General features: G+C 61.7%; 8 protein-coding genes. 2 read left to right on the top strand and 6 right to left on the bottom strand.

The annotated features are described in order from the left end of the window. Positions 1 to 26: 26 nt before the first annotated feature. The 6 genes from C8267_RS00880 to rbsK are packed head-to-tail and all read right to left on the bottom strand — an operon-like array spanning position 27 to position 10667. Complete coding sequence (locus C8267_RS00880; protein WP_106633322.1) at positions 27 to 1559, bottom strand: ADP-ribosylglycohydrolase family protein; 1533 nt, start codon at positions 1557 to 1559, stop codon at positions 27 to 29. Between the two features lie 13 nt (positions 1560 to 1572). Beyond that, positions 1573 to 3183: an ADP-ribosylglycohydrolase family protein gene (locus tag C8267_RS00875; RefSeq protein WP_106633321.1), complete on the bottom strand. Its 1611-nt coding sequence runs from the start codon at positions 3181 to 3183 to the stop codon at positions 1573 to 1575. Between the two features lie 6 nt (positions 3184 to 3189). Next, positions 3190 to 5172 (bottom strand): ADP-ribosylglycohydrolase family protein, encoded by a 1983-nt coding sequence (locus C8267_RS00870; protein ID WP_106633320.1) that lies wholly within the window; start codon positions 5170 to 5172, stop codon positions 3190 to 3192. Positions 5173 to 5221: 49 nt separating this feature from the next. Continuing rightward, positions 5222 to 6751 (bottom strand): RagB/SusD family nutrient uptake outer membrane protein, encoded by a 1530-nt coding sequence (locus C8267_RS00865; protein WP_234025643.1) that lies wholly within the window; start codon positions 6749 to 6751, stop codon positions 5222 to 5224. A 19-nt stretch (positions 6752 to 6770) separates the two neighbouring features. Beyond that, positions 6771 to 9728, bottom strand: a complete 2958-nt coding sequence (locus C8267_RS00860) for a SusC/RagA family TonB-linked outer membrane protein (protein ID WP_199792053.1) — start codon at positions 9726 to 9728, stop codon at positions 6771 to 6773. Positions 9729 to 9764: 36 nt separating this feature from the next. Further along, complete coding sequence (gene rbsK, locus C8267_RS00855) at positions 9765 to 10667, bottom strand: ribokinase (RefSeq protein WP_106633318.1); 903 nt, start codon at positions 10665 to 10667, stop codon at positions 9765 to 9767. Positions 10668 to 10832: 165 nt separating this feature from the next. On the opposite strand from rbsK, the gene C8267_RS00850 reads away from it, so the two are divergent. Then, positions 10833 to 11870: a LacI family DNA-binding transcriptional regulator gene (locus C8267_RS00850; protein ID WP_106633317.1), complete on the top strand. Its 1038-nt coding sequence runs from the start codon at positions 10833 to 10835 to the stop codon at positions 11868 to 11870. A 144-nt stretch (positions 11871 to 12014) separates the two neighbouring features. Further along, positions 12015 to 12410: an A1S_2505 family phage non-structural protein gene (locus C8267_RS00845; protein ID WP_106633316.1), complete on the top strand. Its 396-nt coding sequence runs from the start codon at positions 12015 to 12017 to the stop codon at positions 12408 to 12410. The last annotated feature ends 200 nt before the right edge of the window (positions 12411 to 12610 follow it).

Raw genomic sequence — 12610 nt, 5'->3', positions numbered from 1 at the left:
CTGTTTTGTAGCTTTAACATTGTCCGTTACTTTTTAGCCGAATAGACCACCATCTCCTTGGCCTCGATGACATAGTTCGGGTCGGGGTTCGTCCACTTGAGGTTCAAGGTGTGGGGACCGTCCACCGGCAGTTCATAGGTGTAGAAGATGTCGTACTTGCGCTTGATGTAGTCGTAGGGCATCTCGATGTTCTCCACCAATTTGCCGTCGATGGAGGCCTCGATGCGGGCCAAGTAGCCGTCGTCGCCGCCGAGGCCCAGGCGGCGCACCTGCCCCATTACGACGACGCTGTTGCCCGTGAAGCGGAGCGTAGCCTCGTCCGTGATGTCGAGCTTCAGCACGCGGCGCTCGGTCGGCTCCACCGTTGCGAAGGACTCCTCGTAGGGAAGCTCCTCGGGGCGCTGGAGCACGATGCGGTAGACACCATCCTCGACGCTGCCTCCCTCACGTCCAATCATCTGCGTCAGCAAATCGAGGTTGATGTCGTAAATCTTGTTAAGCGAGATGGAGGTGTAGGGGAAGTCGATGTCGACGACCTTCTCCATGGCGGGCTTCCACTTGTCGGGAATCGCGTCGTAGCCCTTCATCACGCCGAGAATGCCGGCCGCCGATGCGGGGTTGCAGTCCGAATCCTGGCCGCAGCGCGTGGCCACGTCCATTGTCCGCTCGAAATCGCCGTTGCCGTAGAGCAGACCCATCACGACGTAGGCCGAATTGATGGTGGCGTCGATGTTGAATCCGTTGAAGACACCCTCGGGGCACCCCTTCTCATAGGCGTAGCGGCGCTCGATTTCGAGCCAGCAGCGGCGCCAGTCGTCGGGGAACTCCTCGTGGAAGCGGATGACGTCCTCGATGCAGCGGCGGTACTTGCTCTGGGGCGGAATCGTCCGCAGCGCCTCGCGCACGATGGTCGGGATGTCGTCGCAGACGAAGGCCAGCGAGTAGAGCGCACCGATGTAGATGCCGCCGTAGAAGCCGTCGCCGTAGTTCATGATGTGGCCGATGTGGTCGCCGATTTCCGAGGCGGCGTTGGGCATTCCGGGGCAAATCATGCCGATGAAGTCGGCCTCAATCTGGAAGTCGATGTCGTCGGCGTGGGGGTTGTTGTGCCAGTGGCCCGAGGCGGGCGGCATGATGCCGTGGAGGATGTTGTAGCGCGCCGCCTGGTTGGCATGCCAAAGCTTGTAGTCGGCATTGGCAAAGGCACGGGCGTAGACCTCGGCCGGAGCGTCGATGCCGTAGCGCTGCATTACCTCGACGAACGTGAGGTCCATGTAGACGTCGTCGTAGAGGCCCGGGTCGTCGCGGAAAGTGTCGTAGGCATAGTCGTCGTACCAGACGATGGGCGCCTCGTCGCTGATGAGCGCCCCCTTGTACTTGAATTCGGTGGGGCCGCCGTAGGTGCAGCCGATGGTCTGGCCGGCCCACCCTCCGCGAATCTTGTCGCGGAGGGTCGCCTCGTCGATTTCGAAGGTCGAGCCGTAGTCAATCGACGGAGCGGTCGGGGTGCAGGCCGTAGCCGCCGTAAGTGCGGTGAGCAGTATGAGCGTTTTGTTCATTGCAGCTTCAGTTTCAGTTGTGGTAGTATGGGTCGGTCGAGGGGGTCGACGAGTAGTACATGATGTCGTTGATGCGCAGCAGGTACTCCTTGTCGGGGTTGAGCCACTTGAGGCGGACGGTGTGGTGTCCCTCCTCGAGGCCGTATTTCCAGGCCGGCTCGAGCTTGCGGTCGGTGTTCTTCATCGGGAGACGCGACACCTGGTCGAGCTTGCCGTCAATCCACACCTCGAACTCGGCCACGTAGGGGTCGTCCGCCTCGGCCAGAGCGAAGACCTCCGAGCCGATATGGCGCGTCGACACGCGGTTGACGTAGTCGGGCGTGATGCTGCGCAGGCAGACCATGTTGCCCCAGATGACGAAGCCGTTGCCCTTGAAGTCGAACTCGTACTCGCCGTCGACGAAGCAGTCCTTGCGGTCACGGTAGAGCGGATAGGTGTCGGTGAAGTTCTGCTCGAGCGGCAGCACCCCGGCATCACGCACGGGGATGGTCACCTGCCCGTCGGCCACCTTGCCTCCGGCGCGGCGCACCATCTCGAGCGCCTGCCTGAAGCTCATCGAATAGGCCTTTTCGAGCGAGACGTCGGTGCCGCTGAAGTTGAGCGACTCGATTTCGCTCAGCGGCGCACGCCAGAACTCCGGGATGTTCGAATAGCCCTTCATCACGCCCAGCACGCCGGCGACGGTTGCCGGGTTGCAGTCCGAATCCTGCCCGCAGCGCGTGGCGATTTCCATCGACCGGGCGAAGTCGCCCCCGCCGTAGAGCAGGCCGATGGCCACGTAGGCGGCGTTGATTTTGGCGTCGATGTTGAAGCTCAGGAAGACACCCTTGGGGCAGCCCACGTCGCGGTTCCAGCGCTTGTGCATCTCGAACCAGCACTGCTGCCAGTCGTCGGGATACTCGCGGTAGAGACGGCGCACCTCGTCGACGCACTGATAGAAGGTGCTCTGGTGCGGGATGGGCTCGAGCGCCATGTCGAGCACCTCGGCCGGGTCGTTGCTTATGAAGGCCGCGGCGTAGAGCCCCGCCACGAAGGCGCCGCCGTAGAAGCCGTCGCCGCTGTTCATGATGTGGCCCACGCGCGAGGCGATGTCGAGCGCCTCGGGCATCAGCCCGGGGGCCATCAGTCCGATGAAGTCGGCCTCAATCTGGAAGTCGAGGTCGTCGGCGTGGGGGTTGTTGACCCAGTTGCCCGAGGCCGGCGGCATGATGCCGTTGCGGATGTTGTAGCGTCCCGCCTGGTTGGCGTGTGCCAGATGGTACTCGGCAAAGGCGAAGCGGCGCGCCAGCGTCTCGGTCGTGCAGTCGAGCCCCTCCTGCTCGAAGGTCTCGACGAAGGTCAGGTCGTTGTAGATGTCGTCGAAGAGTCCCGGCTTCTTGTCCCACCAGTACTTGACGTAGTGCTCCGACCAGGGGATGGGCTGGTAGTCCTGGATGGTCGTACCGGTGAACTTGAATTCGGTCGGGGCGCCGAAGACGACGCCGATGGTCTGGCCGGCCCAGCCGCCGCGAATCTTGTCGTAGAGCTCCTGCTCCGTGAGCGAGACCTCGACGGCGCGCTGCGGTGCGCTGCAGGCGGCAAGCGAGAGGGCCAGCGCCAGAATGGGAAATATGCGTTTTGTCATTGCTTGCTATTGCTTTTCGTAAACACTCAGTTCGGTGATGGAGATGAAGCTCGAGCAACCCTTCGTGGGCTTGTTCCAGTGCTCCTGCACCTTGCAGTCGAGCAGCATGCGGATGGCGGTGGTCTTCACCGGCTCGAACTCGAAGAGGTACTCGACGAAGTGGGGCTGGATGAAGACATCGTCGCTCTCGGGCAGCTCGGGCGTCGAGCGGAACTTGCCCACGTCGTACCAGCGTCCGTCCTCGCCGCGGTACTGGATGGCAACCGACGAGAACCAGCCGCCGAACTCCTCGAGGCAGCCCGTATGGAAGGCCAGCATGTCAATCGTGCGCGGCTCCTTCCACTCGTAGCCGAACCAGTCGATTTTCGGCAGGTCGGCATGTGCGGCCAGCGAATAGAAGACCGAACCCTCGCCGTTGAGCCGTCCGTCGCGGATGACATCGACGCTGTGGGCGTACATCGGCTTGCCGAAGGTAATCCAGCACTTGTAGAGCGCCTCCTCGTTCATCGTGCGGATGTTCGTGAGGATGCTGTCGGCCTCGGGGGCGATGTTCTTCGTGCGCACGAGCAGCTCGAAGTGCTTGGTCAGCGTCTTCTTTCCGTCGCTCAGCGTGAGGGTGACGGGATAGCGGCCCGCACGCTGCGGCGTACCCGTGATGCGGCCGTTGTCGAATGCGACGCCCTCGGGCAGCGCACCCTCGGTAAGCGTCCAGGTGTAGTCGCGGTTGGCAGCGCAGCTGAAACTGTAGTCCACCGGGCAGCCCACCTCCATGCGGGGCATCGGGCCGACGCAGAACTCGAGCGGAGCCTTGAACTCGGCCTTCGGGTTGATGACCAGATACCTCTTGCCGCCGCGCTCCACCACGCGGCCGCCCTTCTCGCAGACGAGCTTGACGGCCATATCCACCGTGCGGTCAATCATGTCGTCAATCGATGCGTCGGGCATGTCGTAGCGCGTGATGTTGATGTAGCGGTCGTTGAAGGGCTTGGTCCACCCCTCGAAGGGCATCAGCAGCTGGTCGGGCAGCGAGGCGCCGCCGTTGATGACACCCAGGATGCCGCCCACGGTCGCCGTCTGGTTGTCGGCGTCGAAGCCCATGGCGCAGCCCAGGTCCATCGTGCGCTGCAGGTCACCCTTGCCGTAGAGCAGCGTCAGGATGCCGCACGCGCCGTTCAGGTTGGCGTTCCAGATGGTCCGCGTCATCTCGGGCTCCTGCTCGTAGTAGGCCTCGGCCATCTCGGCGCGTGCCTTCTGCCAGTCGTTGGGATACTTCTTGTAGAGCTCGCACATGTGGCGCACGGTGGCTGCATAGCGGTCGTCGGCCGGGAGGTACTTCAGCGCGTCGAGCACCAGCTTCTCGATGTTGCTCTCGAAGAAGGCCTCGGCATACATCGCACCGTAGTGAATCGTCGGCGAGATGGCCCAGCCGTCGCTGGTGATGCGGGCCGCCCAGGCCGACTTGCCGGCCGCATAGCGGACCATGCCGGGGGCGGTGTAGCTCCAGATTTCGTTGATGAGCTGGGGGTCAATCTGATACCAGTGGGGATTCGACTCCATGCTGCCCGTGAAGGGGGGCGTATATCCGTAGTGCATCAGCCCCAGCGCGGCACGGTTGGCCAGCCACACGCGGTCGCGGATGTGGTACATCCACCCTTCGCGCATCTGGGCATAGGTCGGTTCGGTGCCGTACTTCTCCATGAGCATCAGATAGAGGTACTCGACGTCGGTATCGTCGTCCGAGAAGGCGCCGTCGTACTGCTCCATCTTCGCCAGACTCTTGGAGTATCCATAGGGGAAGTCGGCCTCGTTACCCTCCTTCTCGATGAATTTGTTCTCGAAGGGCAGGCCATACATGTTGCCCACCATCTGGCCGAGCCATGCACCGGCAATCTTGTCGCGCAGTTCGTCGAGCGCAATGCGCTTCTGCTGCGCCGCCGCCGTACACAGTGCCATGCAGGCAAGCAACGTCACTACAATCTTTTTCTTCATTTTCTGTTATCGGTTGGGTTTAATCGGTTCATTGTGCTGCGGCCGCTCATCAATAGCCGGGGTTCTGGCTCAGACGGGGGTTGGCCGCAAGGACGGTCGTCGGAATCGGGAAGAGCCGCTTGGTTGCGGGACTTGCCGTGGGTTTTGCCCACCATGCGTCGTTGTACTTGCCGAAGCGGATGAGGTCCTGACGGCGCCATCCCTCCCATGCAAGCTCGCGTCCGCGCTCGTCGAGCAGCTCGTCGAGCGTCAGGTCGGCAGCCGAGTATACGGGCAGTCCGGCACGCGTGCGGATTTTCTGCAGGTCGGCCAGCTGGACGGCCTCCGCAGCGCGGTTCTGGCGTACGAGCGCCTCGGTGTACATCAGCACCACGTCGGCGTAGCGGAACAGCACGAAGTCGTTGTCCATGCTCGTCTGGTCGCTGATGAGCTGGCCGTCGGTCTGGTAGTGCCACTTCCAGATGCGGGCGCCGTCGTAGAGGGCGCGGCGCGTCGAGTAGAGCGACTCGTCGAAGACGGGGTTATAGGGGGCGTCCGTCACGTCGTATCCCCCACCGTTGGTCTGGTTGCCCTTGTAGAGCCACGTGGCGTCACGACGCTTGTCGGCCGCATCGTACTTCTGGAAGAAGTCGGGCTGGCAGACGAAACCGTCCCAGGCGCTGGCCGGAATGTTGAACTTCTCGGTGGCCCAGCTGTCGAGCGCCATGATGTAGATAATGAAGGAGTTGTGGTCCGACTCGGTGTAGGTCGTGCTGTAGGGGATGACGAAGATATTCTCGACCGAACCCTCGTTGTTGGCCGAGAAGTTCGACGCGTAGTCGTCGGCAATCGAGTAATGACCCTTCGAAATCACGTTGTAGCATGCCGCCTCGGCCTCTGCCCACATCGGCGTGCCGAGCCACTCCTCGGCATTGAGGTAGAGCTTGGCCAGCAGCGTGTAGGCTACATCCTGCGTCACGCGGCCGTAGGTCGACGTCGATGGCTCGGCATCGAGCAGCGGCAGGTTGTCCTTGATGCTCTTCTCGATGAACGAGAAGAGGAACTTGCGGTCCTTCTGCTCGGGGTACGACGTGTCGGTGTAGTCAATCGAATAGGGAACGTTGCCCCAGCCGTCGATGGCCATGAAGTAGAAGAAGGCGCGCAGCACCTCGACCTCGGCCGTGATTTTCTCCTTGGCCTCGAACTCGGCGGTCGAGAGGCCCAGTTCGTAGAGAATCTCGTTGCACGAGGCGATGCCGTCGAAGCAGAAGTTCCATCCCTTGAGCACGAGGGTGTTCGAGGGGGTGTACTGCTGGCGCTGCAGCTCGCCGTAGCGCTCCTCGGCCCACGAACCGTTGGAGTTGATGGGCACGGCGCACTCGTCCGCGACCTGGAGCGAGAGCGTCCACAGGCTCTGCTCGGTGCAGTAGTTCTGGAGCTGGGTGTAGGCACGGCCGGCCGTGGCGATGAGCTCCTGTTCGGTCTTTCCGAAGTTGTCCATCGGGATTTCGGAATAGACTTCCTCCTTGAGGTCGAAGCAGCTGCTCAGCATCATGGCCGAGAGGAGCGCAAGACCCGTATTTCGCATGAAGTTTTTCATATCGGTTTGGAGTTGAAGGTTAGAAATTGAGGTTTACCCCGAACGTGAAGCTCGTCGTCGAGGGATAGTAGCTGATGTTCTCGATACCGGGGGTGATGCCCGAGAGCGACACCTCGGGGTCAACGCCCTTGTAGCCGGTGATGCAGAGCAGGTTCTGGCCCGTGAGCGAGAGACGCATGCTGCGGATGTACTTCGACTTGAAGTTGAAGGTGTAGCCAATCGAGAGGTTGTCCAGCTTGAGGAACGTGGCGTCCTCGATGTACTTCGACGAGTACTTCACACCGCCCGTGTAGCGGCTGTCGAGCCACGACGAGCTGACGTTCTTCAGACCGAACTCCGAGAGGTTGTCGTAGTAGAGGGCGTAGGTATTGAGGATATCGCCGCCGATGGAGGCGCGCAGCGTGAAGCTCACGTCGAGGTTCTTGCGGATGCGGAACATGTTGCTCCACGCCAGCGTGAAGTCGGGATAGGCGCAGCCGATTTTCTCCCAGGCCGACTCGGGAACGTTGCCCGCAATCGAGTTGGCGTAGATGTCGTTGCCCTCCTCGTCGACGCCCAGATAGCGCGGGCCGTAGAACGTACCGAGCGACTCACCCTCGACCAGACGCTGGCAGTAGGCCGCAACGGGCGAGTTGAGCCACCCCACCTTGTACTCGCCGTCGGTGAACTCCTCGTTGGTGAACTTCACCAGCTTGTTGGTGTTGCGCGAGAAGATGAAGGTCGAGTTCCATACGAGGTTCTTCGTGCGGACGGGGGTGCCGCTGAGCGTAATCTCGATACCCGAGTTCTTGATTTCACCCACGTTGGTGAACAGCTCGTTGTAGACGTAGGGAGGCGTGGGGACCTGATAGGTGTAGAGCAGGTCGGTCGTACGGCGCTGATAGTAGTCGAGCGTCAGCGAGAGACGGTTGTCCAGCACCGAGAAGTCGACTCCGACGTTCCACTCGGCCTTCTTCTCCCAGCCCAGGTTGGGGTTGGCGTTGCTCGAGGGGGCGTAGGTGTTAATCCACTTGCCGTTGTAGTAGAAGCGGCCCGAGGTGCTCATCAGCAGCAGCGACTTGTAGTTCGAGAAGTCCTGGTTGCCCGTCACGCCATAGCCGGCACGCAGCTTGAGTTCGTTAATCCAGTCCACGTCGCGCAGGAACTCCTCCTGGCTGATGCGCCAGCCGAGGCTTACGGCGGGGAACCAGCCCCACTTGTTGTCGGCACCGAAGCGGCTCGAACCGTCGCGGCGCAGCGAGACCGAAAGCAGGTAGCGCTCGTCGTAGTTGTACATCACGCGGCCGAAGAGGGCGATGTAGGTGTTCGACTCCTTGTAGGAGGACATCGTCGCCTGTCCGTCGGGCAGGGCGCTTCCCGAGCCGATGTTGTCGGTGCCCCAGTCGTCCGTATCGAAGCCCTTGTTCTCCATCGAGGAGCTCTCGTAGTAGCCGCGCTGCCACGTGTAGCCCAGCACGGCCTGCAGCGAGTGGCGGCCGAACTGGCGCGAGTAGTTGAGCGTGCTCTCCCACTGGATGTCGCGTGTCAGCTCGTTGGCGATGTCGGCCACGCCGTCCTGTCCCAGAGCGCCGGGATAGTAGCGCGTCTTGTAGTCACGCGACTCGAAGTCCTGCTGCGTGTAGGAGAAGAAGTTGTCCCACTTCAGACCCTCGACCGGCAGGATGTTGAGCGTTGCGCGCACGTTGCCGCCCAGGTCGTCGGCACGGTAGTCCTGACGGCGCTCGTTGAGCATGGCCACGGGATTGTAGTAGGCCATCGTGTTGTCGACGCGGAAGTAGCCGCCCGAGGTGGTGTTCGAGGGGTCGTAGACCGGCTCGGTGGGGTTATGATAGAAGGCCTGCTCGAAGACCGAGTAGTCGGCCGGCGAGTAGACGCGCTTCGAGAAGTAGGCGTTGTAGTCCAGGTCGAGCCACCCCTCGAAGGCCTTCTGATGGATGTTGGTCTTGAAGAGGTACTTCTCGGCGTCGTTCTTGCGTTGCAGACCCTGGTTCTGCTCGACGTTGACGACCGTGCGGTGCGAGAACTTCTCCGAACCGCCCGAGACGGCCAGACTGTGCTTGTGGCTGATAGGGGTGCGGGTCACCTCGTCGAACCAGTCGGTCTCGGCGCCGTAGAGCGACCCGGCGCTCGAGGGACGGTAGTTGTTCACCACCCATTCGAACTCCTTGGCCGTCAGCGGCTCGGCGCGGCGCGCAACCGTTTGCACGGTGAATTGACCGTCGTACTCGACGTGCGTCTCGCCCGAGCGTGCACGCTTGGTCGTGATGATGATGACGCCGTTCGTGCCGCGCGTACCGTAGATGGCGGCTGCCGAACCGTCCTTCAGCACGTCGATGGACTCGACCTCCTGGAAGTTGATGTTGCGGATGTCGGCACCCACCACGCCGTCGATGATGAGCAGCGGGCCCTGGCCTGCGCTCAGCGTGTTGGCGCCGCGCAGCAGAATCTCATACGAGGCGTTGGGGTCACCGCCGTTGGGGTTCACGACGCTCAGACCGGCCACCTTGCCCTGGAACAGACCGGCGGCATTGGTGAACGAACCCGTATTGAAGTCGTTGCTCTTGAGGCTGGCCACCGAACCGGTCACCTCCTTCTTGGTCGTCTTGCCGTAACCGATGACGACCACCTCGTCAATCGACTCCTGGTCCTCACGCAGTGCAACGTTGATTTCCGTGCGGCCTGCCACCGCAATGCTCTGGGCGACGTAGCCCAGGTAGGAGAAGTTCAGCACGGACTCTTCGCCGTCGGCCTCGATGGCGTAGTGTCCCGCCTCGTCCGATACAACACCGCGGGTCGTACCCTCGACGACGACCGACACACCGACCAGAGGGGCCTTCGTGCCGGCATCGACAATCTGTCCGCTGACCGTTTTGGGACCGTTCCCCTGCTCCCGGGCAACGGCCACCGATGCTCCCGTCGCGAAAAGCAGCACGCAGACGATGTTGAGCATCAAGCGTTGGTAAAGTTTGCAGTTCATAGTAGTTTGTTTGTTAGGTTCTTCGTTGGTGGGGTGTTAGCGTTCGAGTTCCGCACGGTAGGGAATCGACGACTGCGCCCCCATGCGCGTTACGGAGATGGCCGACGCGCGGCTTGCAAAGCGGGCCGCCTCGACCAGCGTGCGGCCCTCGGAGAGCGCCACGCAGAGCGCTCCGTTGAATACGTCGCCGGCGGCCGTGGTATCGACCGCTTCGACGCGGCAGGCCTCGACGAGGGTGCATCCGTCGGCCGTGCAGACCAGCGAGCCGCGCGAGCCGAGCGTGATGATGACGTTGCGCGCCCCCATCTCCATCAGCCGGGCTGCGGCGCGCCGGGCATCCTCATCGCTGTCGATGCGAAGGCCCGAGAGCAGCTGGCACTCGGTGCGGTTGGGGGTCACGAGGTAGAGATTTGCAATCAGCTTTTCGGAGAGTTTGGCGGCGGGCGCCGGGTTGAGAATCACCTTCGTACCGCTGGCGGCGGCAATCTCGGCGGCATGCTCGACCGTCTCCATCGGCACCTCGAACTGCATGAGCAGGTATTCGGCCGCCTCAATCTCGCCGCGCACGACGTCCACGTCGGCGGGCGAAAGGGTGTTGTTGGCTCCCGGGGCCACAACGATGCAGTTTTCGCCCTTGGCGTCGACGGTGATGAGCGCCATGCCCGAGGGCGTCCCCTTCTCCACCAGCAGGAACTTCTCGGGCAGCCCCTCCTTCACGTAGCGGGCGCGCGACTCGTCGCCGAACATGTCGTCGCCGACCTTGGTCACGAAGGCCACGTCGCCGCCCAGTCGGGCAGCCGCAACGGCCTGGTTGGCGCCCTTGCCGCCGGCCGTCATCATGAATTTCCCGCCGATAACGGTCTCGCCGGGCTCGGGAATCGAATCGGTCTTGATGGCAAGGTCGGTGTTCGAACTTCCTATTACGATTATTTTACTCATATTTATGATAGGTTAGTGTTGTTTCAGCAGCTCATTCGGGCCTTTTTGCGGCACATATTTTACGCAAACGTTTGTGCAAGTATAATAAAAATTCAAAACTTTAGCAATTATTGTGGATTTTTTTGAAAAAAAATAGTACATTTGATGTAGAAATTAAAATGCTCCATGAAGAAAAAAAGCACGATTGTCTCCATTTCGGAGCGCACCGGATTCTCTGTATCAACGGTTTCGCGCGTATTGAACGGAAAGGCCGAACTTGCACGCATCAGCAAGTCGACCGTAGAGGCGATTCAGGAAGAGGCCAAACGGTGCAACTACAGACCCAGCCTGCTGGCTAAAGGTTTGCGCACGAGCAAAACCGACACGATAGGGCTCGTCATTCCGAGCATGGAGAACCTCTACTTCGCCAATCTGGCGAGCACCATCATACGGGACGCGCGCGCGTACGGATATACAACCGTGACGGTCGACACGATGGAGGACGAGCACAACGAGCGCAACGGCATCGAATCGCTGCTGGCGCGCAACGTCGACGGCATCATCGTCACCCCCTGCGGCCAGGACCCCGAATGGCTCGAAAACATCAACCGCAACATCGCCCCCGTGGTGCTCATCGACCGCTACTTCAACGCGACGGAGCTCTCCTACGTCTGCACGGACAACTACCAGGGTGGCTACGAAGCGACGCGCTACCTGCTCAACAACGGCCACGAGAACATCCTCTGCATACAGGGCACCCCCTACTCGATGCCGGTGCGCGAGCGCGTACGGGGCTATATCGACGCACTGCGCGACAAGGGGCTCGACGCCCGGGCGAGGATTGTCGGCGACAGCTTCTCGATACAGAACGGCTACCTCGAGACGAAGCTGGCGCTCAACTCGCCGTCACGCCCCACGGCCATCTTCGCCCTGAGCAACACGATTCTGCTCGGGGCCATCAAGGCCATCAAGGAGTCGGAGCTTGTGATGCCCGACGACATCTCGGCCGTCACGTTCGACAACAACACCTTCCTCGACTTCATCGACCCGCCCATCACGCGCATGAGTCAGCCGGTGAATGAAATCGGTACGCTGGCCGTCAAGCTGCTCCTGCAGAGCATCAACGAAAAGCAGCCCATGGGGACCCACATGCAGCTTCAGCCGCAACTGATTGTCTGCGATTCGGTTGCCAACATCCTTCTGAAGGCCGAACAGACTGCATAGCGGCCGCCGCTGCCGTTTGCGGGCGCAACCGATTGAGCAGAGAGTCAGGCAGCCACAACAGGGCGCACGACAGAACGCCGGCAGCACGATAATGAGGCAACGCGACAACACAATCATACGCACAGGCAAAAAAACGCAAACAACATGCACGACAAGCGCACGACACCCGACTGGATTGAGGAGCTCCGTCCCGGTGAAATCTTCGTCTTCGGAAGCAACCTGGAGGGCATGCACGGCGGCGGTGCCGCACGGCTCGCCTGCAGCCGGTTCGGCGCCCGCTGGGGACAGGGGGTCGGGCTGCAGGGGCGAAGCTACGCCATCCCCACGATGCATGGAGGCACGGAGCGCATCGCCCCCTACGTAGACGCCTTCATCGACTTCGCACGGCGCAATCCGCAGCTGAGGTTCCTCGTGACGGAAATCGGATGCGGCATCGCCGGCTTCACCCCCGCACAGATGGCGCCGCTCTTCGCCCGGGCCCGCGAGGTGGAGAACATCTGCCTCCCCGCCCGCTTCTGGGCGGTGCTGGAGCGGCTGTAAATGCGCGTCCCGGGAACGGCGGCGGCAGTGCGGCACGAAAATGGCTCCTGAACGAGGTCCGGAACGGTTGTGGGAACACAGTTCGGGAGTGACCCTTCGGCATGAAGCAAACGGAGGGAAGGGGCGCAGAGACGACAGGCATAACCGATAAACAACAAGGCAGCCCGCGGCAAAGCGGGACGGAACAAAAGCGGGGCATC

This window comes from Alistipes sp. Marseille-P5061 (assembly GCF_900290115.1).
In the GTDB taxonomy this organism is placed as follows: Bacteria; Bacteroidota; Bacteroidia; order Bacteroidales; family Rikenellaceae; genus Alistipes; species Alistipes excrementigallinarum.
Note: the sequence above shows the minus strand (reverse complement) of the source record. Positions and strands in the feature narration are given on the sequence as shown.